22 protein-coding genes are annotated in these 25,369 nt (G+C 42.6%); 2 read left to right on the forward strand and 20 right to left on the reverse strand.

Annotated features, from left to right (window positions below):
* Complete coding sequence (locus P1X15_RS06530) at positions 1–873, reverse strand: hypothetical protein (RefSeq protein ID WP_277337342.1); 873 nt, start codon at positions 871–873, stop codon at positions 1–3.
* Between the two features lie 208 nt (positions 874–1,081).
* Here P1X15_RS06530 and P1X15_RS06535 point away from each other — a divergent pair, with 208 nt between their 5' ends.
* Positions 1,082–1,717, forward strand: coding sequence for a peroxiredoxin (locus tag P1X15_RS06535; RefSeq protein ID WP_277337343.1), 636 nt, complete (start codon positions 1,082–1,084; stop codon positions 1,715–1,717).
* A 94-nt stretch (positions 1,718–1,811) separates the two neighbouring features.
* Here P1X15_RS06535 and P1X15_RS06540 read toward each other — a convergent pair whose 3' ends face one another.
* The 10 genes from P1X15_RS06540 to P1X15_RS06585 all read right to left on the reverse strand — a co-directional run bounded on the left by P1X15_RS06540 (position 1,812) and on the right by P1X15_RS06585 (position 15,314).
* Positions 1,812–2,816, reverse strand: coding sequence for a PorP/SprF family type IX secretion system membrane protein (locus P1X15_RS06540; protein ID WP_277337344.1), 1,005 nt, complete (start codon positions 2,814–2,816; stop codon positions 1,812–1,814).
* Between the two features lie 12 nt (positions 2,817–2,828).
* The gene (locus P1X15_RS06545) at positions 2,829–6,233 is read right to left on the reverse strand and encodes a PKD domain-containing protein (RefSeq protein ID WP_277337345.1); all 3,405 of its coding nucleotides are present in this window, start codon (positions 6,231–6,233) and stop codon (positions 2,829–2,831) included.
* 179 nt (positions 6,234–6,412) lie between these two features.
* Positions 6,413–6,916, reverse strand: coding sequence for a hypothetical protein (locus tag P1X15_RS06550; protein WP_277337346.1), 504 nt, complete (start codon positions 6,914–6,916; stop codon positions 6,413–6,415).
* A 63-nt stretch (positions 6,917–6,979) separates the two neighbouring features.
* On the reverse strand, positions 6,980–7,324 hold the full coding sequence (locus tag P1X15_RS06555) for a LytTR family DNA-binding domain-containing protein (RefSeq protein ID WP_277337347.1): 345 nt from the start codon (positions 7,322–7,324) through the stop codon (positions 6,980–6,982).
* 35 nt (positions 7,325–7,359) lie between these two features.
* A complete protein-coding gene (locus P1X15_RS06560) occupies positions 7,360–9,030 on the reverse strand; it encodes a hypothetical protein (protein ID WP_277337348.1) in 1,671 nt (556 codons plus the stop codon).
* Between the two features lie 19 nt (positions 9,031–9,049).
* The gene (locus tag P1X15_RS06565) at positions 9,050–11,884 is read right to left on the reverse strand and encodes a VWD domain-containing protein (protein WP_277337349.1); all 2,835 of its coding nucleotides are present in this window, start codon (positions 11,882–11,884) and stop codon (positions 9,050–9,052) included.
* Between the two features lie 51 nt (positions 11,885–11,935).
* On the reverse strand, positions 11,936–12,817 hold the full coding sequence (locus P1X15_RS06570) for a YfaP family protein (protein WP_277337350.1): 882 nt from the start codon (positions 12,815–12,817) through the stop codon (positions 11,936–11,938).
* A 2-nt stretch (positions 12,818–12,819) separates the two neighbouring features.
* Positions 12,820–14,400 carry an OmpA family protein gene (locus P1X15_RS06575; protein ID WP_277337351.1) on the reverse strand — a complete coding sequence of 527 codons (1,581 nt, stop codon included), beginning with the start codon at positions 14,398–14,400 and terminating at the stop codon, positions 12,820–12,822.
* Between the two features lie 480 nt (positions 14,401–14,880).
* Complete coding sequence (locus P1X15_RS06580; protein WP_277337352.1) at positions 14,881–15,177, reverse strand: hypothetical protein; 297 nt, start codon at positions 15,175–15,177, stop codon at positions 14,881–14,883.
* Positions 15,138–15,314, reverse strand: a complete 177-nt coding sequence (locus tag P1X15_RS06585) for a hypothetical protein (protein ID WP_277337353.1) — start codon at positions 15,312–15,314, stop codon at positions 15,138–15,140. Before P1X15_RS06585 ends, P1X15_RS06580 begins: the two co-directional genes overlap by 40 nt.
* Positions 15,315–15,558: 244 nt before the next feature.
* Here P1X15_RS06585 and P1X15_RS06590 point away from each other — a divergent pair, with 244 nt between their 5' ends.
* On the forward strand, positions 15,559–16,368 hold the full coding sequence (locus P1X15_RS06590) for an FHA domain-containing protein (protein ID WP_277337354.1): 810 nt from the start codon (positions 15,559–15,561) through the stop codon (positions 16,366–16,368).
* Between the two features lie 40 nt (positions 16,369–16,408).
* Here P1X15_RS06590 and P1X15_RS06595 read toward each other — a convergent pair whose 3' ends face one another.
* The 9 genes from P1X15_RS06595 to P1X15_RS06635 form a co-directional block, all read right to left on the reverse strand.
* The gene (locus P1X15_RS06595; RefSeq protein WP_277337355.1) at positions 16,409–16,846 is read right to left on the reverse strand and encodes a hypothetical protein; all 438 of its coding nucleotides are present in this window, start codon (positions 16,844–16,846) and stop codon (positions 16,409–16,411) included.
* Between the two features lie 13 nt (positions 16,847–16,859).
* The gene (locus tag P1X15_RS06600; protein ID WP_277337356.1) at positions 16,860–17,813 is read right to left on the reverse strand and encodes a hypothetical protein; all 954 of its coding nucleotides are present in this window, start codon (positions 17,811–17,813) and stop codon (positions 16,860–16,862) included.
* Between the two features lie 31 nt (positions 17,814–17,844).
* Positions 17,845–18,339, reverse strand: a complete 495-nt coding sequence (locus P1X15_RS06605; protein WP_277337357.1) for a hypothetical protein — start codon at positions 18,337–18,339, stop codon at positions 17,845–17,847.
* A gap of 21 nt (positions 18,340–18,360) precedes the next feature.
* Positions 18,361–19,242 (reverse strand): hypothetical protein, encoded by an 882-nt coding sequence (locus P1X15_RS06610; protein WP_277337358.1) that lies wholly within the window; start codon positions 19,240–19,242, stop codon positions 18,361–18,363.
* A 93-nt stretch (positions 19,243–19,335) separates the two neighbouring features.
* Positions 19,336–19,791, reverse strand: coding sequence for a hypothetical protein (locus P1X15_RS06615; protein ID WP_277337359.1), 456 nt, complete (start codon positions 19,789–19,791; stop codon positions 19,336–19,338).
* 20 nt (positions 19,792–19,811) lie between these two features.
* Positions 19,812–21,422, reverse strand: a complete 1,611-nt coding sequence (locus tag P1X15_RS06620; RefSeq protein ID WP_277337360.1) for a serine/threonine-protein kinase — start codon at positions 21,420–21,422, stop codon at positions 19,812–19,814.
* A 2-nt stretch (positions 21,423–21,424) separates the two neighbouring features.
* Positions 21,425–22,843, reverse strand: coding sequence for a Stp1/IreP family PP2C-type Ser/Thr phosphatase (locus P1X15_RS06625; RefSeq protein ID WP_277337361.1), 1,419 nt, complete (start codon positions 22,841–22,843; stop codon positions 21,425–21,427).
* On the reverse strand, positions 22,809–23,759 hold the full coding sequence (locus P1X15_RS06630; RefSeq protein WP_277337362.1) for a hypothetical protein: 951 nt from the start codon (positions 23,757–23,759) through the stop codon (positions 22,809–22,811). The genes P1X15_RS06625 and P1X15_RS06630 overlap by 35 nt, the downstream gene beginning before the upstream one ends.
* Positions 23,760–23,784: 25 nt before the next feature.
* Positions 23,785–25,290 (reverse strand): FHA domain-containing protein, encoded by a 1,506-nt coding sequence (locus P1X15_RS06635; protein WP_277337363.1) that lies wholly within the window; start codon positions 25,288–25,290, stop codon positions 23,785–23,787.
* Positions 25,291–25,369: the final 79 nt, after the last annotated feature.

A 25,369-nucleotide genomic window follows, 5' to 3' on the forward strand; every position in this document is an offset into this window, starting at 1 on the left:
TTAAAGACGAGCAGGCGCTGCTTTTCCCCGTCGTTGTTTACGTTTTTTTAGATAATCATTTGTCCAGCGATAACCATCCATAAACAACGCACTTTCGAGCGTGAACCCCAAACTATAATAGGCACCGTTATAATTGTTGGGCAGATTTTGTTGATAAATCGCATAGCGATAGCCTCCTTGTACACTTAGGCCTACCCACCTAGTGGCTTTCCATTTGAGATAAACGCCCGCCTGAGCAGGCATAAAGAAGTCGTTGCGTTTCCAAATCATCAAGTCGCTTAGGAGTTTGTTGCTCGTACTTTGAGTAGCTCCAATACCTAGTTCGACCGGTACACTCAAACGCCAACGATGATTTTCGATGACATTGGGCCAATACATCAGGCTAAAATAATAGAGGTCGGTTTTGGTGTAATAATTGAGATTGATAAGGCGAGAGGCGTCTTTGCGAAAATCAATGAGCCTTAAAAAAGAGTTGAAAGAAAGCCAATAATAACCAAAAGTGACTTCATGACGGTTTTTGCCAAAAGCAATACCCGTGTTGACTCCCCAAATGTTCACCAATCTTTTGTTGACAAAAGAGCTGCGGGCGTCCCAATTGACGGTATAGGTAAGTCTAGGACGAACCTTGACTGTATCTCGGCGAGGAGTAAAGATTTTGGTAATCTGACGAAGGTATTGCTTAAATTTTGAACTCGAATCGGCAGGAAGCGCTTTAGGTGCCGCACTAGAGTCAGAAACTATAATATTTTGGGAATTGAACAGTAAAATAGAAGACAAACTATCCTTTTCAAGACAATCAAAGCCATAAGCACTCTTGACGAAGATAAGACAGAGCAGAGAAAATAGGCGAAAAAAGCTGGCTTTTAGAGGCATTTTGGAATAATAATCGCAAAATTTGTATAAAAACGTTTTTTATCAAAAGTTTCGTTTAAAAATGAAAAACTTGGAACAATTTTTTGTGCCTGATTGTATTACTTCTACAAGCGGCCTCTGAGAAGAGGCCTTCAATTATTAAAATTAAAATATATATTCGATAGAATATAAGTAAATATTTTGTTTCACCAAAAATCGTCCCAATATTATGTCACTCAGATTAGGAGATATTGCCCCCAATTTCGATGCCGAAACTACACAAGGTACGCTCAATTTCCACGAATGGTTAGGAGATTCGTGGGGTTTGTTGTTTTCACACCCTGCTGATTTTACACCTGTATGTACGACAGAATTAGGCAAAACGGCTTTGTTGAAAGGAGAATTTGAAAAACGTAATGTGAAAGTGATTGCGGTAAGTGTTGATGATTTGGACTCTCATAATCGTTGGGTACCCGATATTAATGAAGTCAACAATACCGAAGTCAACTTTCCTATCATCGCAGATGGCGACCGCAAAGTAGCTACGCTTTATGATATGATTCACCCCAATGCCAGTGAGAAAGCGACCGTTCGTTCGGTATTTGTGATTGGCCCTGATAAGAAAATCAAACTTACCCTTACTTATCCTGCTTCTACCGGACGTAATTTTAATGAAATCTTAAGGGTGATAGATTCGCTTCAGCTTACTGCCAACTACCAAGTAGCAACTCCTGCTGACTGGAAAGAAGGAGATGATGTGATTGTGGTACCAGCTGTATCGACCGAAGACGCTCAAAAGAGATTCACGAAAGGTCTCAATATCGTAAAACCATACTTGAGATATACCCCTCAGCCTAATAAATAGGAGAGAGGAAAAATAACAAACGAAGGGGGTAGCTGCTAAAGGTTACCCCTTCTTGTTTTTCCTGAAAGGAATTTAAGTAAAATAACTTCTATTTCTAATATTTCAGACAACGCGTACTACGTCGTTCGCGGCTGTTTTTTCCTGCAAATTTGAAGAGACTGTCGAGGCCATACCACATGGATAGCTCAAAAGATCCAGTGTCAGCCCCTAGTGATGATACCGGTACATCATAACTTACTTGAAAAAGCACATTGTCGCGCGCCCAGCCGAGGGTAGGAATGATAGCGTCGCGACGCTTGTCGCCAATCACCAGTCCACGATACCAAACCCCTACCAATAGCGGTGAAAATATAAAATTGGTACCCAAATCTAGCTGTTGATTTACGCCCTGTTTTCGTAACTGCATCCCAATACTGATGGCGCTTTCGCGATCAAGGTCGTGACCATATCCATGACCAAAAAGGGCAAATTTTACCGGAAATTGCGCCCCAAGTTGTAATCCAAAACGGTCGCGAAGCCAATCGTTGTTGCGAATGCGCATATTGTGCCAACTTACACCCGCCCAGTAAAATGGCTCATCGCTGTCTTGAGGGTCATAATCAAAACGCACTCCACTCGAAAACACCACTTTATTTTGAGTGATGCCCATCTGTGAAAGCGGGTCGGTTGTACCTAAATATTGAGCTACAAAAAGAAGATCGTTGGTATTGAATCGGTCCGAAACCCACGCGGCTTGCAAGCCGGGCGTAAGTCTAAGATTTTGTTTGTCGTCTAAGTAAAAAGACCTCGAAACCTGCCCTGCTATTTGATTACTGTTGAGAGTAGCACCGCGACGGTCGTGTAAAAGTTGTAGTCCTAAGCCTACTTGGGCGTCTTCGGCGTAGGTATCATAAGAAAAAGCCGCTGTTTGAAAAGGAATACCTACACCGGCCCATTGGTTTCGATAGTTGGCAATAAACCGATGAGTGCCAGCATCACCGGCCAAAGCGGGATTTTGGAAAAGAGGATTGGTATAAAACTGTGAAAATTGGGGGGATTGTGCCAAAGTATCCCAAGAAGCAGCTAAACCCAAGAGACCGACCCATAAAAATAGTTTCATAAAGATTTTGGTTTAGCGAATGAGATAGAAGTTTTTACGAATACGTTCACGTTTGGTAGTTTCTACAAATAGCACCTCAGCTTCGATGATGTACATATCGGCGGGCATATCCTGACCATTGAATTTGCCATCCCAAGCATGCTCGATACTTTGACGACTAGCAGGGATATTGTTTTTCTCAAAAACAACTTCTCCCCATCGGTCTCTTACTTTTATATGGAGAATTTCTTTGATTCCGCTACCAAAGAGTGTATAAAAATCGCCAATACCATCGGCGTTGGGAGTGAATGCTTGGGGTACCAAAACGGCGCAACTATCTACCACAAAAGCAGCTACTCTAAAGGCCGAATCTACGCAAGCCCCTCTATTGCTTACTACAAGTTTTACGTCATATTGCCCTTTGGGAAAAGGTAAGGCAGGGTTTTGAGCAGTTGAAGTTTGTCCATTGCTAAAGTACCATTTCCATGAATCAGCATTTTGAGAGCGGTCGATGAGACGCACAGGCCCAGGCGAGCAAATAATAGAGTCGCCTTCTATTCTGAAATCCGGGATAGGACGAGCCACAATCGGAATAGTTTTGCGGACAGGAGCGCTTTTGCAATTTTTGCTATCCCGAAATACCGTGAGGGTAATAGAAACGCCTCCGTTGGGAGTGTTGTAAGTATGGTGGGGGGAATAATTGGTGGAGTCGATAGGGGAGCCGTCACCAAAATTCCATTCAAATTGGAGCGAAGGGTCAGAGAGATTGGTGATTTGGATTGGGTTGCCTTGGCAAGCGAGTGGAGATTCGATTCGGAAATCACCCGTAGGAATACTCGTTACTCTAACAATATGGGTAGTAGAGCCTTCCCCGCAGGGAGTTTTGGCGGTGAGGGTTACTTCATATTCTTTGTTGGGGGTGATGTAAGTATGTGAAGGGTTAGCTTCGGTCTTGGTGGTGTTGTCCCCAAAAGTCCATTTCCAACTAGTGGGTTTAGGTACGGTGGCATCCTTGAAGAGGATAGGTTCGCCGGGGCAAACTACCGATTTTGACATACTAAAAAGTGCTTTTACCGTAGTTGGGAAAACCTGAATAGGCACTTCTGCGCTATCGCTTCCACAAGCACTAAATACCGACAACCGCACGCGATAGGTGCGAGCGCTATCAGGAGAAGCAAAAAAATGACCGACGGTGTCAGCGCCCGTGGTTCGGAAGGTACCATCTCCAAAATCCCACCGCGACTCGGACTTGTTGTGACCTGCGGAGCGATTAGAAAAAAACAATGTAGCGGGGGTACATCTCACCAAAGTAGAATCGACGCCTATTTCGGCTTGGGCGAGGGGGCGTACCACAATGTCGCGGCTGCTAGATTGCTCTCCACAGCTATTTTTTACTTTAAAAGTGACTTTGACAGTGAGGTCGGTTTTGCCTCGGTTGTCAAAGATTTTAGGGCTAGGTTGAAACCCTGTAAAGGGAGATTCGCTGCCAAATGTCCAAGTATATTCTGTGCCGTTTGCTGCGGTGCCTTCGGGGGTAAAACGCACGTTGAGAGGGGCACAGCCTTGGAGCTTGTCGGCCGTGAAATTGGCCGAAGCTGGCGGAGCTGTGATTGTGATGTCTTGGGTAAGGGTATCGGCACAGTCGCCCGATTTGGCGATAAGGGTCACTTGGTTGATGCCTTGAACAAGCGACAGGGACGGGGTACGCTCGGTAGAGGTATTGGTTCCATTGACAAGCCATACATAGCTTGCCGCACCTAGAGAGTTATTGGTAGGTTTGAGCACACCTCCTACGCACCCGCTCCCCAGCGAAAAATCGGCCTTGGGGCTTCCGATGGTAATGACCGCCTCATCGGTGGCACGGCAGCCTTTGGGGGATGTTATTTCATACGTCAGTCTGATTTGTGTAGTATTAAGCGTGCTGACTAGTAAGGTGTCGCCTTTTAAGCAATTGTTGCACCCACTCCACCGCCCACCGGCAGGAGTGGCTTGAAGTTTAAGGAAGGCGGTACCTTCACATGAGGCCAAGTCTTGGGCTTGTGGCTTGATGCCCTCAATATTGACCTTGATACTATCTCTGACCGCGCACGAACCCGTACCAATGCTATATTTGATGGTGGCGGTACCCGTAGTTTTGGGGTTAAATACGTAGTTGTTTCCTTGTTTTTCAATTAAATCAGAACCAGACCATGTGCCATTGGGAATCGACGCTACTAAGGGCAGTGCGTTGGTGCCCACACACAAAGTAGTATCGCGCAAAGGAGACGTAACTCTTACCTGAGATAAGGCATTGACAAAGAAGGTATCTCGTTTGACCAATGTGCCGCCGCAGGGATTGGGTAGGGTAGCTTCTACGATATAAGGCGTAGTTTGGAAGGATAAGCTTTGCCCTACTGCGGGGTTAAAAGCCACTCCATTTAACGTATAACTAGCGCCTTGCTGAGGAGTGAATTGATACGTAAAAGGCAGCTGACATACATCGTCTTGTGTAGGCAAGGTAAGTGTAGGAGAATCAATCACTTTGTGAGGACAAATGTTGGGGACAGAGCGTCCACAGTCATTGACTGCAATGAGGGTGATGTTGTAAGTACCCGATTTGGTAAACTGAATAACAGGCTTGGGGGAGTTGGCGTTGGTATTGTTGAGGTACCTATAATCACTCGGGCTGATGCTCCATTCATATCGCGTAGCATCAAGTGAAATAGTGCCATCTAAAGTAAGTGTGCCTCCATTTGACAAACAAACAACTGTATCGGTATTGATGACCGAATAGCCCGTCATGTTGTATTTGGCTTCGGGACGTTTTTTTAATTTAACATCTATTTCGGCTGTTTTTGAGCCGCAAGTTGCCGAAGTAGCGGTAAGTTTAACTTTATAAGTTCTTGTCGGGTCAGAGTAAGTTATGGAAGGAGACGTATTTTCACTTGTTTGTCCATTCCCAAAGTCCCACAGAAATTTTATGTCTGAAATTGGACATGAATTGTTGCCAAAACGAACGGGAGAACCTTCGCATGCAAAAGTTGCTATAGGATTAGGTTGAGGAGTTTTATTGAATACCAACTCATATGATTTATTATCACTGCTACAACTAAGATTTCTAATCGAAAAAGGAAAGCTTTTTTCAGGAGTAGAGCAAGACTCTATAAATTCTCGCAACTTATAAGTATGCTCTAAAGTGGTATCTTTTGTCATCACAATTATTTGCTCCGCGCCATCACCCCATCTAATTCTGTATTCTTTCGTAGTACAGTAGCCTGGCTTGAATTTAAGGCAGAGTTTATAATTAGAATCGCTGGGAGCAACACATAAATCACCTGTGCCAGTACAAAAAGTGAAATCTACTGGTATTTGTGCATGTGCTTTTTTAGAAGAAAGAAAAAAAGTAATAGAAAGAAAAAAGAAAATAGCGAGCCGAATACCAAGTAGAGTTTTGTTCATTATAGTAATGTGAATAGCATTGCTAAAATTAGAACATTTGATAGTTTTGGCCAATAGTGTGGATAATAATATGGCCAAAACTTATCAAGCGTTACAAAAATGTATATCTCTAGTTTTATGGAGATAGATAGTAGGCCATACTTGCATTAAAGTAGACCCAAGGAGCATAAAAAGGAATGCTACTCAAATTTGGGTAGCTTAAATACCCCATTTTTTAGGGCAAGCGTTTTGTTCGGAACCTTAGGAGTACCCAAAGTAGCGTTGATTTTTCCTTCCATAGATTTACCATCAAATTTTGTAATCTCCACCGTACCTTGCTGGGATTTCCATTCAATAGAGTCATCTTCGTATATTTCAACGTCACCATTGAAAGTAACAATTACTTCCCCTTTTTCGACAGAGTAGGAGCTTTTACTTTCCTTAAAATCCAGGATAGTAACATTGATTGCATTGATAGTCAATAGCGATGCCGCATTGAAAAATGAAAGTTGGAGTTCTTGTTTGTTGTTGCTGGGTTGGAAAAGAACAAATCCATTGGAAGTCATCTCAGTTTTTTTACCGCTTACTTCAATCGTCAAATCGACTCGTTCGAGCTGATTTGCTTTGTCAATGATTTTGTTGCAGGAAAAAAAGGTAGTTATACTTAAGCAAACTACAAGAAGGGATAAGCTGGTTTTTTTCATGATAAGAAATTTATATGGATAGACGAATTTTAAGATGAGTACATTTTTAAAAAAATTGAAAGCTTAGTGAGAGGGCTTGCCGAGCAAATCTCTCACTTTAGTCCACCTACTGGTAGCTACTTTGATTTTTTTATCATTCAATAAGACACAGACATGATTACGTTTGTCAGAATGTTTGATGTATTCTTGATTGATGATATAAGAGCGATGAATACGGATAAAATCCGAGGGCAAAATTTGCTCAAAATGCCCTAAGTTCTTCGCTGTCAGTATTTGACGGCCATCTGCCAAATAGATAATTGTGTAGTTACGAACCGATTCTAAGTGAATGATTTGCATAAAAGATACCGCTTCTTTATGGTTTTTGATATGTAAAAATAACTGGCTTGGGGGAGCTTGCTTTTGCATGGTTTGATGTAAGTTAAGAGGTTGGTAAGGTGTTTTTATTTTTTACATCCTGTCACAATCGCTTTGAACGTATCGCGCAGGGCAAGCCCAGTGACGAGGTCATTGGCCAGAATTTTGAAACCATTCAGGTAGTCGGAAGGAGTTTCGTTTTTGAATGATTTGATGGCTTTTTCTTTGTTGAGGGTAGAAAGCTGAATACTTACTTGCGAACCACTCACTTGTAGCTCTACCGAAGCAGGGTCGATATCGCTAAAACTAAATTCATGTTTAATGGATATACTTTTCTTGGAGTCTTTGGTCTCTTGGGAAAAAACTGCGGTGCAGGCGCTAATTTTTTCGATTTTTTGGGTGGTTTCTTCGTTTTTTGACTGGATTGTACCCAATTTCGAGTTGATAAAACTCAGTTTGGTTTCATAGGTGCCTTGAGGTAGGATGAGTTTGCGTTGGTCGCGGCAAGCCGCAATCATCGACCCTACAATATTTGGGAGAGGGCGCAAAGTCTCGATGTCTTCGGCGGCAAATTGAAGACTAGAAGTATAATTTTGCTTTTCACCATTTTTCCATACTTCGATGTACTTGAGGCGATTGGCGGTTTCGATTGAAAACTCAAAGTGGCTCCCTGAAGTAGTGATTTTGCTTGACTTTTCGTTAAAATCTCCCCAGAAGAAACGGTATTCTAGGGTGTTGTTGCCTTCTTTGACTTGCAAGACCGTTTGGCATTCGGCATTGAGAGATTGGGTTATACCTTCGCTATTTTTGACGGCGTTTTTGAAAAAGTTGAGCGCTTGCGACAAGCCTTGAAATGATGGGAGAGCGTTGAGTTGTTGTTGGGAGGTAAGAGGTAAACTCTTTTCCAACCATAGTTTGCCTTCACGTGCTTTTTCGATGTTGTCGAAATAAAAACGAATACTGTTATCATTTTTACTTAGTTTACCATTAGCGATATGCCTAATATAATTGAGCTTATTCTTGGTTTGGATTTCTATATAAGCCCATGGGTCTTTGGTAGAAAGTGTAATGTTTTTTTCATCAAAATCACCTAAGTTTAGTTCAAATACATCTTCGGTAGTTTTACCTTTCTCCATTTTTTGTTGAATAAACTTGACCTTGGGCTGTTGGGTATCAAGGTAAGTAAGAGATTGCCGATAGCTCTCTTCTCCATATTTGATTGTAGATATATTGACCAAAAGCCAATCTTTGAAGGCGTTTAGACTAGGGTTTACCTTCATACTTTGTTCCATTATTTTTTGAGCAGCGGGTACGGCTTTTCGAAATGCTTCGACCAAGGTGCGTGCATTGTCGGTATTGTCAGCATAGAATACAACCTCTCCTGCATATTTAGAAGTTTGGTCATTTTCTGTTTTCTTAATAAAAGACTGTCCTTTAAGGGTTTTGGCTTTTACCTGCATTTCATCCTTGCGGGCTTCATATTTGAGAGTACTAGGATCAAGGTCTGTGAGGTTGATTTCATAAATGTTTTTAGTAGCTTTTCCTTTTTTATCGACGCCGTCTATTGTCATTAAAATAACGTAAGGACGGCTGCCACTTGCCCGAAGCGATTGTTTCCATTCGGATTCGGAAGTTCGAACGACTTTGAGATTAGACGAGATGTCATTAAGAATACTTAAATATTCTTTGTCGTTTTGGGCTTGCGCTTGCAAACCCAAAACAAAAATAAATAAGGTATAGATGAGGCTTTTTTTCATGAGATTAAATGACGGTTGGTTAGAGGGCTTTGAATACCCAATTTTTAAGGGCGACTTTTCCATTGACATTCAAAAATCCGACGTAACAACTCTCAAAACCGAGGTAGTTTTGGGAAGAAGAGCCTAGTTCGGCTACATAGACGGGATCTGAGAGATTATCCACAAATATTTCTACAATATGACTTCCATTCGTGCGTGTGGATTCTTTGACTTTGACAGTGCGCTCTTGAGTCGCTGCAACATTCGGAAAAGTCTTTGAAATAAGTACTGACTTGACAAACAAGGAAGGGTTGAGGGTAGAAGCGCTTACGTTGTTGCCCTGTAACGAAAAAACAAGACGTCCTGTTTGAGTGTCAGCATTGAGGCGATTGCTGATTACAAACCCAAAAGGAGAACCACCGCCTGTAAATCGGTAAGTGGTTTCGAAGCCAGTGATTAGTTTAATAGGTTCGGTATAGATGGCATAAATACCCCCTAAACCTGCATTGATTTCGATAGTATTGCCCACGACCCGCACTTCACTTGTACTAACAGGGTTTGAGTTGGTGGCATTTTTAAAGAAAAACTGCTGTTGTTTAGTTCCAAAATTGGCAATAGATATACTTCGTAACTCATGGGTAGCATTCTGATGAGCAGAAGCTCTTTGAGCATATTGATTGTCGCCTGTAAGGGCTACATCCATGATACAGTTTTGAAGCAATACAGGATCCGTAATACCATTCTGACGGCACACGGCTTCTGCATTGGCTCGTTGGGTAGTTGTAATAGATACAGGACTGCGTGGAAAAGCACGGTCGGTATAGCTGTCAGTATTTTTTCCTGGATCATATACAAACAGTGATTCAGATTGCTTGATACGCCAACTATCAGCATAGGCGGGATAGAGTGTCTGGTAGGTATTGGCGACGGGTTGGCCATTATTAAAAAATAGGTCGTTGCTGGGATTTTTGTCATAATTTCCCAAAATACCTCTCACCTTACTTTGGCGATTAGGGTTGAGCGTTACATAATAATCTAAATCAAGATTGAATAGGCGAACTTCCACCAAATCGTCATTGCCATTTCGTACATATAAATAGCTTCCTTTTCGAGTGATAGAGCCGCCGTTGCTCAGTGGATAGGTTTCAAAATTGAAGCCGATTGCTTGTTTATTCACAAACACATGGTTGGGAGGATACATACATACTTCATCGTGGCCAGTATGTATGGCGATGCCAGTGTTGAATGAGACTTGTCCATTGCTGTTCTTAGACTTAACCTCCTCTTGCCTAGCTTGAATCTCAAACCTATCAGTAGTAGATTTGACGGCAATAAATTCCCCTACTCCCATAAAGCTATAAGTAAGTTTATCGGGTGTAGTAAGGTGAGGGTCACCAGTGCTGATAGCGGTAGAAACAGGCTCTGTGGCATCGGCAATAGGTGTCTCGGGGTCTTCGCCACATAGGGAAATACCTACGGAGTTTACCTCTACACAGTAGTCGTAGGAGTATTTGTCATAGAGAATGGCTTTGCCCGTAAATAATAAGTTTGCGCCTGCACCAAACCTTCCTGGAAGGTCTGCAAATTTGAGAAGAAGTTTGAAAGAATTCCACAGGTATGTTAAACCAGATTTAGAGGTGGTGTTGGTACTAAAACACTCAAGGTCATCAATCCGCTCGTTGATGGTTTTGATAATAGTCAATAAAGTAGAACCCATAGAGGCTTCATTGTATTGAGAAAAATGCAGCTTGATCCCCTCCCAAGTCCCTGTATTGATGAGTTGTACTACCAAATGTTGAATGCAGTTGGCATTGGTTAAGTAATCTTGAAAACCTTTGTTAACTACCCCAACCGCATTGAGGACGAGTTTGCCTAAAAACTTTTCGACCTCAGGATCGGTGGGTGATTGCGCACTAAAAGCATTAGTTACTTTTACGGTATATTTTCCTTGGGATTGGAAGGTGTAATTTTGAACAGTGGGGTATTGTAATTTGAAAAAATCAAGTGCCCCACAGGCCGTTGTAGGAGGAGTTCCTGAACGACTGTTGTAGAAGTCTTCGAGGCAACCATCAAAATTGGAAGAAGATTCTTTGGCCAAGTTCCAAGCATCTATAGCCAAATCAGCCGCTGAGGTATAGCCAAAGCTAACATCTCCTAAATCTAGGACACCATTGGACAGTAGCTGATTGTTGGAATCATAAATACGAGCTATATAAGGAAGAAACGAACGCTCGTTTTTAATAGAAATAGAACGGGGATTGGTGGTAGTAAGTTTGATGACGGGTTCGTTTCCAATAATCCCTTGCGTGCCTCCTCTACGTCCCCCAAATTTCAATTTTGAATTTTGAATAACGTTTAGCAAAGTCATAATGTTGACATTGTTGTCTTCAAGCAGGTCTTTGCCTTCTTTGGTGCTTTTTTCGATTTCCTTTACTAAATCAGGAAAAGAAGCATGTTTTTGGAAAGCTGCGGCCAAGGCTTTTTTAGCGTGTTCATTCAGACTAGCCATAACGGGATGAAGAAGAAGCAAACTAAGAGCGGTGGAGGCGGTACTCATCTCAATAGATGAATTTCCGGCTAGGTAGGGTGCTACCAACGCTACTGAGCCATTGGCGCGAGTCGCAAGGATAAGTTTATAGGAAGTGGTATCAATAGACGACATTGTAAAGGTGCTCCCTTGTACGGTATGTGCGTCAAAACCTGATAATATGGTAAGTTCGTCGGCTTTCCAATTTGTTCCTGTAGGCAGAATTACCCGTCCGGCTACATCACCTTGGGCTACTGCGGGTTGGAGTTCAATAGTGCCAACTCGCTTACAGGCAAAAGGCCAAAACAAGCAAGAAATGAAGAGAAGAAGGGAAAGTATGTTTTTCATTATGAATGCGTTATGGATAGACTGAAATAGAGAATACGACTGCGTTTAACTCTAAAAACTATAACTATCACCTCTTTTGCGGATGGTAACTACGTCGCGGCGCTCACCTTCTTGTTGGAGTACTCCTTCAAATGACTTGGCTCCTGAGGGTGTGGTAATCGTCACAAAGTACCGAGTGCGTCCACCGCCATAATTACCATAGTACTCTACCCATACCTTATATTCACCGTCGGGGGCATTGTGTCGCCAAAAGATGTTTTCAGGGCCATAGCCGTCTGTATCATCTCGGTCTAGTTGACCACCTGTACGAGAGGTCTCATTATTATAGTAAATTTCGGTGCCGCTAGGATCTAGTACATGTAGGTCAATGTCAGTGTTGTTGGTGTTCCAAGCGAGGTTGATTTGAAGAGCACCTGTACCTAGCCGCTCTACGCCTACACATTGTTGTACGGGGGTACTGACCCGATTTTGGGCATCATATACCCATACTTCTACGCAAAATTGGCCATTTTCGGAAGCTCCAGGAATCCCGAGAGGAAGCGTGAACTGATCGGCATTAGAAGGGTCGGCAGGTATGGTATAATACATATCTGACCCCACAACTCTTACATAATATCCCGCAGGCTGATTGTTGCTAGACCCATTGACATTAAAAGTAAGAGCTACGGTACTACCGTTACTCGAAACGACGGTACCATTGTTAGTATTACTTACGCTCAAGCCGCCAGCTCCTCCCGAGGTAGGAGAGGGAGGAGTGCCTACGGTACGAGTAGCGCCATTGGGAAGTATTAAATAACGACTAAAACTTGCTGGGTCGTTGGGGTTGACCACAATTTTGGGTACTTCGGTTTCGATAACCCTAGTACAGCTACCTACAATAGTCAATAAAATAATGGCTAGAGGGTACAGATATGAATGTTTGAAGTTTTTCATCTTTATTGAATGGCTTTACGTTTAAACCCTAATCCGATTCTGATGCCCGCAAAGTGTAGCGGGTCGGTGATTTCTTGGAAACTATTGGTTAGTACTAGGTTATACTGAGCTGCAAAGTCAATAAACATGCTGCCGAAGTATTTCTCAAACCCTAGCGCGCCTCCTACAGCAGGCTGGAAAGATTGAGTAGAAAGGGTTTGAAGGCCTAGGGGGTGTAGTTCTGAAGTAGCGGTGACGCGTTTGAGCAGCTGACCACCTCCGAAAACATGGAAGTAGGCATTGTGAAAGGGATATAACTTAACGCCTAGTTGGACTGGAATCCGTGTGAGGGTTTCGTCGGCAGTGTACTGTAGTTCTTTCTCAGGGGCGGGAGATACATAGCGGCGTTCTACCATCCATTTAGAATAACCTCCCTGAACAGTAAATCCTACCCTTTTTGAAAGATAAAAATTGAACATTAGTCCCCCTCCAAAACCTTGCAACATACCTATTCCTGTTTGTATATTGCTCCATTGAGGTGATAGTGATTCAATAACGTACAGGCCTTCGCCAAACACAGAAACTGCAAAAGCTTTCCGAGGCTTAGGAGCGGGAGGCTGAGTATAAATCTGAGCTATTTCTTCTCTTTTTATTTCATTAAACACAATTACATTTTTGTCGGCAAATTCAATGCGCGCTAGCTCATCGGGGGTAACTTCTAGCAGGGGCGAATTTTCGTCGGTCTTATAAACTACCCTGCCTCGAGCTTCATCTTGATATACCAGCAATGCTTCTACCGAATGCCCATCCCGAAACACAATGACATTTTTTTGAGCTTGGTCAAGACCTACCATTTCCATTTCGACGCGGCGGTTTTGGCGACGATTGGCATCTGAAATATTGGGTAATATAGGCCGCGACCAACCGTACCCTTGGGAGCTTACGCGAGTGGCGGCTACTTGACCCTTTAGGATAAGATGATTTTGAACCGCACTGGCACGATCTTGCGATAGTTTTAGGTTGTATGCTTCTTGACCCGTATTGTCGGTGTGCCCTGCAATCTCAAATACTAGGGCGGGAATTTTGTTTAGAACCAATGCAATAGTGTCCAAATAAGCTTGGCTTGAGAGGGTCAGTTGGACAGAGTTAGTTTCGAAATTAATATTTTTGAGTTTGATGCGCATACCTTTTAGATTGGGGCGGCTGCGGAGGGAGTCTAAGATGGTCTGCATCAATTTTTGGGAACCCCAAGTCGTATCTATTTCTTCGGCCAAAGTAAGTTCGGACGGCGGAATTGAGCCTGTTCCACGTTCTATTTTGAGCAAGCTAGATTTAGCAATTCTAAGGATAGGCCCCTGAGGATTATTCCCTTTTCTATATTTCACTTCAGTAGCTCCGATTTCGACAACTTGCCCCACAATGGGCGATTTTGTTTTGTCTTTTAGAATGAGCCAATCCAGTTGATGATTGACAGAATTAACCACCACAAGCTGGTTGGAGGCGGGGTTCTTGACAGGAGTTTTGGGTTTGGGCTTTTGTTGAGCAAATACTGAAATTTGAAACAGAAAGACCCAAGCAAACAGGATGAGTATTGAGGTTTTCATAAGAAAAGTTGTTTGAAAAAATGAAAAAAGTAGGGCTTAAAAAGTCTAACACTAGGATACTTGACCCTGATTGTAGGCCTTGGTGGCAGTTGCATCGTGCATCTCACAAACCTCCTGAGCCATCAAAATGAGAATAAAAACGAAGAGCTTCTTCATAAAAAAATGCTGTCTATTGAATGGATGTAATGATTGGATTATCATTACAAAATTGGACGAATGAGACGGGGGTTGAAATAGAATATTAAAGGAGAAGCCTTCTTTTTAGCTCGAAAAAAAGAGGAGAAAATAGTTAGATGTTAGGCGAAAAATCCTACAAATTTCGATTTAAGTGTTCAATTTTAAATGAGATCTTCGTAACGGTTTTATATGAAATATTTAGTGATTGAGAATAAGGAATAGGAGTGTAATGTGCTTTGAAACAAGGTGTTGTAGTGAGGGGGTAAGCACCCCGAATTTCGGGGTGCAAAAGCTCATAGTAGCTCAATCTAGCCTCCAATTGAAGCTACTCAACACCGTATTTTTGGAAGAATAGCCTTGTACTAATCGGATGGAGCAACGGGAAGTAGTGCCCTTATCATCTATATTGAGGCAGGTCAAATTGCCATAGTCATCTTGTGAGAGGTAAAAATTGTCGGGCTGATAGTTAGGATGGCGTCGCTGGGTATCTGCGTAGCGGGCGTTGTAGCCAGTAAGGCGGTAGCCATACTGCGTATTTTCTAAGCGGATGGTTTGCTCAATCAAGTTTGTTTGATTGTTGGCATAATAGCGTACTCGCATTTGGCCGCGTTGCTCCATAGTACGAGTGCGGCACGGTAGCGAGTGATACCCGCCGTAAAGGTGATTTCATAAACATCTTGCGCTCTGGCAATCACAGGCAATAGTGCTACTAACAGTAAAAAAGTGAGCTTTTTCATGATTTTAGGTCAATTAAGGATGAACGCCTACTCTTGAAATTACGGTTTTCGGCAAGGCCGTATTAGTTGGTCATTGAATTGACGATTCAAAAGTAGCGGCTTACTTAAAAACTGTTGGAGTAACAACTGGTTGCTAACTAGTTGCTAACTGAAAGCCTTAGAAGAAATGATTTTGGAGATAAACGGACCATCCAAACGGAGCAAAGAGAAACTTATTTTTATTCAATTATACCTTATTGATTATATGGCAAACTTGACAATTTACCAACCCGAAATCCTTTTTTTGAGAGCCCAAATATTAACTCGTTATTGTGACACGTTTGGCTATGAATTTGATAGCTATTGCCAACGGCTCACAGGGACCTTAAAGCATTACGAGCACATCTGTGAAGTAATGCAAGAAGAAGTAAATCAACATGAAAAGCTGGTGAGGTACTTAGCTTTAATCCAAAATAAAGCACTTCAAAATAGCCTAAAAAGACAGATAGGAGCAACGGAGACCGAACAAAAACTCTTTTTGCGTAAGCATATTAATTCTCTTTCAGGCTCCGTATTACGTAAACTTATTTTTGAGGGACAAAACGAAACATCGCAGGGCTATAAAGATAGTTTTATACAAATATGCTATCTGTATATTGAAAAAGAGCGAAGCGAATTTCTCGTCAATGATTTCCAAATAGAAAAACAAGACGGTACTATACCTCCTTTCGGATATGCCCCAAAGCCCTTAAGTAATGGTACCGTTCCGGTTTTTCAAAAAGCATCTTCTTTTTCTTTAACCCCTCTAAAATCTACCGAAGATTCGATAGCCGAAGGTAAATCGGCTTTGGTTTTTAAAGGGAATAAAATACAACTCAATCGCGGTAATCTCGACAAAACGAACGCTACCATTACTAGTAAGATACAGGCAGAAATAAGACTAGAAAATGGAGAGTGGGTACTAGTAAATGAAAGCCAATTGCGGACTACTTTTATTCAAGTAAATGGCCCTATTAAAATCAAAAAAGGGGATATTGTTGTGTTTGGCAATCAACGGTTTTTATTTGAAGATTAGCTTCCAATCTCTACTTTAAGGGTCTCCAAAATCCTTATTTTTAAGAGGCCTTTACATCTTTAGATTGTGTTTTGAGATATAGAAAATAGGCTATTATTAGTGCTACTAATAGGAGCTTACCGCCTATTTTATCCCAAAACGAAACTTGAAACTCGGAGGGAAGAGAAATATGGGCAGCAGTGGCTAATTCGTCTAGTTTTTCTTTTGAAAGGTCAATGTACATTTTATCAGAAACGTAGCCACACCATTCTTGGTCATAGTTCCAAACAGGAATAAAGAAAATCGAGATTTGTTTGTATCTCATACCAGCATCTACATAATGCCCTTCTTGATTTTGAAATTCGGGCGTATCGGGAAAATCAGCGATTTTAGCGATAGTTTCTCCACCAAAAGAGAAGAAGATAGGCTTTGCTGCATAGGCACTACTGGCGTAAGCCAGCAGTGCTATCACAATCACAGGAACAGAAAAGTTTTTCATAGTTTTTTAGAAATTATTTAAGGCTTAGCAAATAACCTATTGAAAAATTGGCGTCCCAATCAAAGACAAATTGGGGGGTATTCGTAGCATCTTTGATAGCTTTGTAGAGGTTGAGTCCCGCTTTGTCTTTAGCCTCTTCAAGGGTATATTTATCGGGGGTATTTAAGACCGTAAAACGCTCGTTGTTTTGACGGATTTTTTTTGCTAGTTTAAACGGAACACCTCCGATGATAAAACAAGTTTTACGGTTGAAGGTAGGGATGGCACCGCATTTGTCCTTTACTTCCTGATAGACTTTGCCGTCGTCAGTTTTATCTTGAAAATACTTTGACCCATAGGTTTCAAAAGCATTTATGTTGTTGTCTTTTTTCCAAGAAACTTTAGTATTACTTGACCCCATGTCTACTACAAATGCTTCATTTTCGTAGGCTTTGGGCAATACACAAGCCAAGGCTAAGGCTCCTTCCTGTTCGGGGGTTACGATATTGACTACGTATTTTAAGTTTTTTAGACCGTCTATAATCTTCTGAGTGACAGCTTCTTTGGCTGCTCCCGAACTTACTACAAAGTGAATTTGAGCAGCTTGTACCCCAAAATCAAGCATCGTGCTGATGTATTTTTTCAGACCGTCGCGGATGTCGGTATCAGTGGCCATATTTTCAAGAACCAAGCTATTACCAAAATCCGCTTTTTGTAACTTCCAGTTTTTGTTGGCATCTACATTGACTATGAAAGAGTTAAATCCAGAAGCACCTAGCTCGACAACACCTTTTAGGGTACCGTTGATGGGTTCGGGGGGGGCATAACTAAAACCAGAGGAAGGCGCAGGCTCTACTACGTTAGCTGAGGGGTCTACCACCACAGAGGGAGACTTTTTGCCAAAGAGATATTTGCCGCCAAAAAATAGGCCGACCCCAAGGGTGATGCCAAATAGAATTTTAGCAATGGGAGTGAATTTGGATTGCATAATTGTTTGGTCTTATTAAATGGTTAAAAATTTAGTATTTATCAGAGTTGGTGAGTTCTTTTTCGATTTCGTCGCCACGCATAGCTACTACATCAATGATGTCTTTGAGGGTAGTGCCTTTGGCATCGCTGGCGGTTCTTACCGAAAAATTCAGGAAGTAGGCATTCGTATTATCTTTCCCTATTTGCCATGCACCAAACTTGTAGGTAGCATTTTTGCTCAATGCCATGTAGATATCACTTTCTTTGAGGTCTGATTTGGTGTCATAAATGCGTGCATAAGACCAGATTTCTCGCACTTCAATCCCCTTATAGCTCATAGGCTTGGATTGGATATATACGGCTTGGATGCGGTCATTGTCCACCTTCCTCACAATTTTGAAGTCGCCATTTTTGGTGATGCTGTATTCAATCCCTTGTGTATCAAGTTCTTTTTTGACAAAAGGGTCACACTCTACGGCAGGACTACCGCCTATTTGCCCATAGCTAGTGTACGTTATGAGCAAAAAAAACAATACTTTTTTCATGCGAAAGTTAATTTTAGAGGGTTAGTAGTCGTCTTTTTGGGTGAGTTCTTTTTCCCGTAAATCAGCTTCTTCAGCTAGAAATTCTATTATTTTTTTCAAATCGTGCGAAGCGATAGAAGTAGAAGTCGTGATCGAAATATTGACTAAGTAGGGAGATTTTTCGCCGGCAATTTGCCAAGCACCAAACTTGAGATTCTCGTTACGCTCCAAGAGGAATAGCCCATTGGCAAAACCTAGGTCGCTTTTAGAAGTGATTTTTTTGATAGGCGACCAAATATCAAGCAGTTCCATGTCTTTATAAGTTTGGGTTTTTCCGGTTATGATTATCAATTGTGTTCGGCCATCGTCTCTCTTTACCGTCAAATGATAATCTCCTTTTTCGGTGACTTTATAGGAGAGCCCCGTAGCTTCTATTTTTTGTTTAAAATCTACATTGGAAGTAGAGTTGCTAGAAGTATTATTAGTGGAGGACGTGGTCGTACTCTCTCCTTCCTTAGCATAAATCAGTACACTATACCTTCCTGAGCGGCTATTTTTTTTGTCGCTTATCAATACCAATCGATATTCGCTGTCTGATGCTACGGTAAAATCTTTCAGTATTTCGTAGTCTCCCAGTTCATTGGTAGGGTCATTGGAAATTTTTTTGCGTTTGTTTTCATTCACACTTTTGAGGGTTTCCCACTGTCCGTCGGGTTTTTGCTTTTGGAGATGCAATGTAAAATCTTCAATACGTGCATCTGCATACGCAATAATCACATAGTGCGTGTTGGCCTTGAAAGGTCGATACAAAACATCATAAATGGATTCGGAGCGTTCGGTCATAAAGCCAGACTCATAGCGTATCAAATCGGCACTTGATGGACCGTCCAATTCTTTGGAAAGACTCAAGGCAAGTGAGTTCATAGTATTCATTGAGTTTTTTTGCCCCCAGCTACTCGTAGCTACTGCGAGCAAGAAAAAAAGAACGGGGAATTTCATCTTTATGGTGGTTTAGGGTTATTGTTCTTGATCAATGAGAAGGCCGAAATGAGTATAGTTTTGACCCGTACGGAAAGTGGCCATTACTTCGAGCTTATAAAAAGCAGATTCAGCCGCGGAAAAAGCTGTATTGATTTCTGAATTGCCACTATATGTGCGTACAAAAGACCAAGTGTCGTTTTTGAGTTGGTACAACCGTAGTTGTAAAGCCGATATTTTTTCAGGATCCCCTAAAACAATAATGTTGGATAACTCGCTTTTGGAAAAGAAATGAGTCGTGCTATTGCGGGCGTCACTCATGTCGCGTTGTAGTACATCAAGCAGCGATTTGACTACGTAGCGGTCTTTTTTTTCCAATGCTTTTGTTTTAGTATCCAGCAATGTAATCATTGGAGTCATCGAACTGAATTTTCTTTGACCGAAAGCTAAGCCACTACCTAGTAGTAGCAAAAGCCCCAAAAGTAGATGTCGCATGGTAATGAGAGATAGATGGTTTATGGTAAATGTACGCCTCCAAAATTCCAGTAGGATTGTCCCGGAATACGCTCTTCGGCTTCTCGGATATCCACTATTCTGATATGGCTAGGTATGGGCTCAAATGTGGCGGTAAATGCGTGGTTTTTGCGGCTTCCCCAACTGACCGATTGACCATTGGTGCCTCCCTCTAAGCTTTTTAATTTGTAGATATTTCTTGCGGCATCTCTCACATAAAAAGCGTACTGAGGGTTTTCGGTACCATATATGGCGTAGGAGGAGTTGTCGGTCATATCTTTGGTGCGAGTCATTAAAAAATTGACAGTCAGGGCGTTGGGGGTGCGTTTTATAGAGGTGATGCGAATGTTGGCATTTTGAGGGGGATTATCTACTTGGGGGGCTGAGGAAGCAGGTTTCGGGGGAGGAGGAGCCACGGTTTCTCCTTTTTTTGCAGATAAATCTGCTGTCACAAAAGCGGCATCTTTATTTTCATCCACTTTAGTAGTATCTTTTGGTAGAGGCGTTAGCGTTTGGTTTTTATCAGAATATTTATTCTCCTTTTCTTCGGGTAGTTGGTTTTCTATAACTTCCTCTGGTGGTGTTTGCTTCTCAAGCCAAAATGTATCAACTCCATAAGCTCCTAACATTCCTAAACCAATAATAGCCGCCCATTTGACCCACTCCTTCGCTTGGAAAGGTTGAGAAGGGATAAGAGTAGGAATAGGCTCGGGGGTAATGGGGGGAGGAACGATGGGCTTTTCATGAATGCTCCATTGGCCTGTTTCGATAAAGTTAGTAGCCCATTGTACCAGTTCGGTGGCCTTAGGACGATCCCAAGGGTCTTTTGCCAAACAACGTTTGATGATTTCGTTGAGGTCATTGCTACATTTAAAATCTGTCGGTAAGTTGGGCGGAGTAGGGTCGCTAAGCTGGTTTAGTCCTCCAAACTCCCCAAAGGGGACATCTCCAGTGATGAGTTCGAAGAGTGTAGCTCCCAAAGCCCAAATATCAGTGGCTTTGATAGGAGGTTTATTGACGTTGTCTTTTCCCCACAACTCTGCTGCGCGGTAGGGGGGCGGGGTCATTCCAGATTGGATAGAATTAGTATTGGATTTTTTGGCCTCCGTAAATTTCCGAATAGTAGCGCGTAGTTTGAGACTTAACCCCAAATCAGCCAAAAAGATATATTCTTCACCATCTCGCAAATCAATCAGGATATTGTTGGGCTTGATGTCTTGGTGAACCAACTTTTCTTTGTGTAAGTAAGCCAGCGCCGCACCTACATTTTGCATTACCTTGGCGATTTCGAGTTCGGTATATTTGCCTAGATATTTGCTAGAAGCAGCATTACCTCCCGAACAATAACGCATTACTAAATAGGGACGACCTTCTTCATCTTTGCCAAAATGCCTAACCGTGAGCAAATTGGAGTGCGAAAGGTCTTTTTGCACATCGTATTCTTCTTCGATATTTTTGATGCCTTCTACATCAAGCATTGGATATATTTTGAGAGCCACCGTATGGTTTCTCGTTTCTTTATCTTGGGCTTCCCATACATCGGCAAAGCCTCCATTGTCTATGAGCTTGACAAGATCATAGCGTTTATCAAAGAGTTGGCCAGGTTTGAGCATTGTCATGGTAGGTTATTGGGATTGGGTTTATTGCTAGATTTTTTTGGAGGCAATGATTGGCTCTTATCCGTATTTGGGCTTGTCGCCTCATCTATGATGGCAGCTTCAGTAGGAGTGGGTCTGCGACTGTCATTGGATTTGTCGTCAGATTTTTGGTTTTTATGTTTATTAGAGTCTTCTTTCTCATTATTTTTGGTGCGTTCTAGAGCAGGAGAACCATTAGATGTAGAATTATCATCGGGTTCTGTGTCAGTGGGGGGGGGTGAGGGTTTACTTGTACTGGTGGGGGGTTCTTTGCCTCTAACAGCTGTTTTTTTGTTTTCAGGGCTGATAGGTATAGGCACTTCTGGTATATCATTAGGTGTTACTACAGTATCAGTTCTTTTCGCGGGGGAGGGTGGGGGAGTGTTTATTGGTTTGGTTTCCCATTTTTTTTGTAGCTCAGGATAATACCACACCGCCAATCCGACCGAGGCGAAGGTCATACCCAGCGCTACCCACATGGCAGTACTTGTTTTTTTGCGGGTCTGAAAACGCGGATTGGGCAGCGTGTTGTTACCACCGTTGTCGTTTGATGGAGAAGTATGGCCTTTTACTACTCGATTTACTACTACAGTGATGTTGTCGTTACCACCTGCGTCGTTGGCCGCTTTGATGAGCTTGTCAATACAGAGAGCCAATTCTTTATTTGGGCTTTGTAAGATACTTTCTATGGTATGATCTTCAATCATCGAATTAAGGCCATCACTACATAGCATTACTACATCGTCTTGATAGAGGGTTTCTACCACAATATCAGGGGCAGGGGGGCGTTCGCTATCGCCAAGGCTTTGCAGAATGACGTTGCTCTGAGGGTGATAAAATGCTTGCGTTTTGGTGAGTTTACCTTCATCCAAGAGGGTTTGTACGTAGGAATGATCCTTGGTGAGTTGCAACAATTTCCCTTCTCGTAGGAGATAACAACGGCTGTCGCCACTCCAAGCCACGTAGAGTTGGTCGTTGAGGATATGCGCTATCACTACCGTAGTACCCATGCCTTCTGTTTCGGGATTGAGGCTGGCATATTCCAAAATCTGTTGATGAGCGTATTGAATAGCTGTGACCAGACGTTCGGAGGTGGGGCGCTCTTTGGCGATATTTTCTCGAAAAAAAGCACAAATACTATCTATGGTGATTTTGGAGGCTATTTCGCCTGCGTTGGTTCCTCCCATGCCATCGGCTACTACCATCATAGAGCCATTTGTAGGATTGTAATAGGGGTGAGCAGGCACTACCCAATTGGCCTCTACATCGCTGGTTACGATAAAATTATCCTCGTTGTGTTCTCTTACTTTGCCTACATTGGTTTTGGCTACCATTTGTAGTTGCAATGCGTTTTGCGTCATGTCAGTAGTTATTTGGAGGGAGAGTGGAGTTTCCATTTTGTTTTGTTTCTTTTTTCTTACTCTCTCTTTTTTTGTTTACAGGCTCTTTGTCGGTTGAGATGTCGTTGGTAGGCGAGGGTGGTGAGGTTTCGGTAGCTTTAGGCGGGGCAGCCGGGGGCAGTTTTCCTTTGAGAGGTGTCAATTCATCTGTAAGAGGACTTTCTGGGCGCGTAGGCTGCGGCAACCGAACGATGTACCACTCATTGCCTTTGTTTTTGAGGATACCTGCGGCATGGTACCTTATTACGCCTGATTTAATCGTGGCTACAAAGTAAATTCCTCCAATTACATTGTCTTTGAGAGAGATACGTTTCAGCAAAGTCTCACTTTCGGTGTTTTGAAAGTTAAGATTTGGGGTATAAACGGCCACGTTAAGGGGACTTTTTTCATTGACATTTAGGTCGTCACGCGCCGATACTACCACAAGCCATCCATTTCCTTCTTGGGTGTTGAGAAAACCACCGACCGAAAGGGGGCTTTCTGTACGATAGCTGATGATCCCGCTGCTGTCGTAGGTTTCGATAGGGGAGATTTCCTCTGGTTGATAGTCAGTAGAAAAAATAGGGCGCAAGGCCATAGAAGATAGATGAGGGCGAATGGTATCATTCTTTTTGTATTGCTCAAACGCCTTGTCGCCTATCCAAGGAGTAGCTATACTGGTCAATGCCCATATTTTATGATCAGCTACGACTCCCAGCGTATAGCGCCGTCCAAAGTAACTTTTGCCGGCGCGTCCGTATTCATTGCCACGGGTGCTTTTCATTACATAGTCTTGCCGCACGATACAGATGGAGCTATCCACGGCCATTCGGAAAAGTTTTTTATCATTTGAAAAAAGATTTTCTAAATCCAATTCATTTTGGGCTTGCGCTGCCAAAGAGGTGAGCAGCAACAAAAAAATACATCGTAACATGGTGATGATTGATTTAAGGGTGAACTTATCTGATAGCGGTGATAGGAACGACTAACCCTTGCGCTCCTGCGCCACCTGATACAATCCCTACTACCACATAGCGATTGTTGGTTTTAGCAAACACTGGCCCGCCCGAATTGCCTTGGTCAAAACCACGATTAGAGATATAAATTACGCCGTTGGAAAGGCCATCTCTGGCTACATTACACTCATTATAAAGAGGCTTGATGTCATTGGGGTTGTTAACGCCCATTCCAAACGAATAGCCCAAAATATATAGAGGTGTAGAGGCTGAGAGGGAAGCAGAGAGGCTGGGTGCGAAGTCTAGCCCTCCATTGCGAGAAGTACGACTGACGGCCCAGTCGGTACCGTTGTTGAGGGAGGCGATTCGTAAAATGAAAGACGTTCCGTCGTCGGCGGTGATTTGTTTTGTTTCATCGCCCGATTGATTGAGCATGAAATCCTGACTGCTCATCTGCATCGCAGTTCCAGAAGGAGAGTAGGCTTCTAAAAAGTGAGTTATCTTACCGCCATTGTTGGCCAAGATATTGAGCTTTATGAGCTCTTCTTGTGATTCTTTGGGCGCATTGGCGATGAAGTGCCAAGGCTCTAGCACGTGCCTTGCAGTCACAAAACGCCCATCGCTTAGTAAAAAACCAGTACCCGACCCTCCAAATTCGACCTGTTTTTGGGTCCCACCAATTTCAACTATGATTTTGCTTGTTCGGATATAATAAACGTTTGGATATAACTGCGATAGATGGAGGTTTTCGGTAGTGACTGGTTTATCATTGGAATCGTTATGAGGAGTGATAGGAGTTGAGCCCGAAATTACTTTAATGCGGCGTTCTAAGGACGTAATTGTGTTTTTAAGTTCTTTTTGAGCCTTTTGACTTTTCTCATTACTTATGATAAGTTCTTGTTTTTGTTGCTCATTGATAATTTGGCTGCTTGCATAGAGGTCTTCAAAATTGTTGGCTTTGTTGAAGAAGTAATACCCTCCACTCACCGCTGCCACCAACAGTACTGCCAAAGTTGCCACCGCTGTTTTGTAAGGTTTGATAGCTTCATTGGCCATTGCTTTGAGGCGTATAGTCATGCCCATGCTCTTTACCGAGTTGTTGGGAGGAGTCAGAAAAGATACCCTAGGGCCTTCGTAGGAGAGCTGAATATCGTCACCATTGCGGAGCAATACTTCATCTCTGAGCGATTGGCCGTTGACGAGGGTGGGGTTGGTTTTAGAGAGGCTTTTGATGACCCAGCCTCCTCCTTTACGAATAATGGCGGCATGAGGCCTGCTGACGGTTGTACAGTCGTCGCCAAATCCAACGGCAAAGTTGCTACCTCGTCCCAGCTCTATATAATCACCGATAAACTCGGTGGTTTGACCAGTACGGTATTTTTGGGTAGCTGTTTTGTGTTCCAGAACAAAATAAGTTCTACCAGAAGCACCTACCAAGGATTTAAGAGAGCCTCCCAACGATTTGGAAAACTTTTCGGTTGCGCGGGGTTGAGGAACTGTCGTTGACATAGGTTTGGGTTTGGTTTTGATGAGTCAAAAGTAGAGGTAGAGAATGAGAAGGGTGGTACAGGTACCAGTTACTAACTGG

This window comes from Runella sp. MFBS21 (assembly GCF_029433105.1).
GTDB lineage: Bacteria > Bacteroidota > Bacteroidia > Cytophagales > Spirosomataceae > Runella.

Excerpts from the sequence above, each read along its gene's own strand:
- P1X15_RS06530 (WP_277337342.1), bottom strand. The coding sequence starts at position 873 with ATGCCTCTAAAAGCCAGCTTTTTTCGCCTATTTTCTCTGCTCTGTCTT.
- P1X15_RS06535 (WP_277337343.1), top strand. The coding sequence starts at position 1,082 with ATGTCACTCAGATTAGGAGATATTGCCCCCAATTTCGATGCCGAAACT.
- P1X15_RS06540 (WP_277337344.1), bottom strand. The coding sequence starts at position 2,816 with ATGAAACTATTTTTATGGGTCGGTCTCTTGGGTTTAGCTGCTTCTTGG.
- P1X15_RS06545 (WP_277337345.1), bottom strand. The coding sequence starts at position 6,233 with ATGAACAAAACTCTACTTGGTATTCGGCTCGCTATTTTCTTTTTTCTT.
- P1X15_RS06550 (WP_277337346.1), bottom strand. The coding sequence starts at position 6,916 with ATGAAAAAAACCAGCTTATCCCTTCTTGTAGTTTGCTTAAGTATAACT.
- P1X15_RS06555 (WP_277337347.1), bottom strand. The coding sequence starts at position 7,324 with ATGCAAAAGCAAGCTCCCCCAAGCCAGTTATTTTTACATATCAAAAAC.
- P1X15_RS06560 (WP_277337348.1), bottom strand. The coding sequence starts at position 9,030 with ATGAAAAAAAGCCTCATCTATACCTTATTTATTTTTGTTTTGGGTTTG.
- P1X15_RS06565 (WP_277337349.1), bottom strand. The coding sequence starts at position 11,884 with ATGAAAAACATACTTTCCCTTCTTCTCTTCATTTCTTGCTTGTTTTGG.
- P1X15_RS06570 (WP_277337350.1), bottom strand. The coding sequence starts at position 12,817 with ATGAAAAACTTCAAACATTCATATCTGTACCCTCTAGCCATTATTTTA.
- P1X15_RS06575 (WP_277337351.1), bottom strand. The coding sequence starts at position 14,400 with ATGAAAACCTCAATACTCATCCTGTTTGCTTGGGTCTTTCTGTTTCAA.
- P1X15_RS06580 (WP_277337352.1), bottom strand. The coding sequence starts at position 15,177 with ATGCGAGTACGCTATTATGCCAACAATCAAACAAACTTGATTGAGCAA.
- P1X15_RS06585 (WP_277337353.1), bottom strand. The coding sequence starts at position 15,314 with ATGAAAAAGCTCACTTTTTTACTGTTAGTAGCACTATTGCCTGTGATT.
- P1X15_RS06590 (WP_277337354.1), top strand. The coding sequence starts at position 15,559 with ATGGCAAACTTGACAATTTACCAACCCGAAATCCTTTTTTTGAGAGCC.
- P1X15_RS06595 (WP_277337355.1), bottom strand. The coding sequence starts at position 16,846 with ATGAAAAACTTTTCTGTTCCTGTGATTGTGATAGCACTGCTGGCTTAC.
- P1X15_RS06600 (WP_277337356.1), bottom strand. The coding sequence starts at position 17,813 with ATGCAATCCAAATTCACTCCCATTGCTAAAATTCTATTTGGCATCACC.
- P1X15_RS06605 (WP_277337357.1), bottom strand. The coding sequence starts at position 18,339 with ATGAAAAAAGTATTGTTTTTTTTGCTCATAACGTACACTAGCTATGGG.
- P1X15_RS06610 (WP_277337358.1), bottom strand. The coding sequence starts at position 19,242 with ATGAACTCACTTGCCTTGAGTCTTTCCAAAGAATTGGACGGTCCATCA.
- P1X15_RS06615 (WP_277337359.1), bottom strand. The coding sequence starts at position 19,791 with ATGCGACATCTACTTTTGGGGCTTTTGCTACTACTAGGTAGTGGCTTA.
- P1X15_RS06620 (WP_277337360.1), bottom strand. The coding sequence starts at position 21,422 with ATGCTCAAACCTGGCCAACTCTTTGATAAACGCTATGATCTTGTCAAG.
- P1X15_RS06625 (WP_277337361.1), bottom strand. The coding sequence starts at position 22,843 with ATGGAAACTCCACTCTCCCTCCAAATAACTACTGACATGACGCAAAAC.
- P1X15_RS06630 (WP_277337362.1), bottom strand. The coding sequence starts at position 23,759 with ATGTTACGATGTATTTTTTTGTTGCTGCTCACCTCTTTGGCAGCGCAA.
- P1X15_RS06635 (WP_277337363.1), bottom strand. The coding sequence starts at position 25,290 with ATGTCAACGACAGTTCCTCAACCCCGCGCAACCGAAAAGTTTTCCAAA.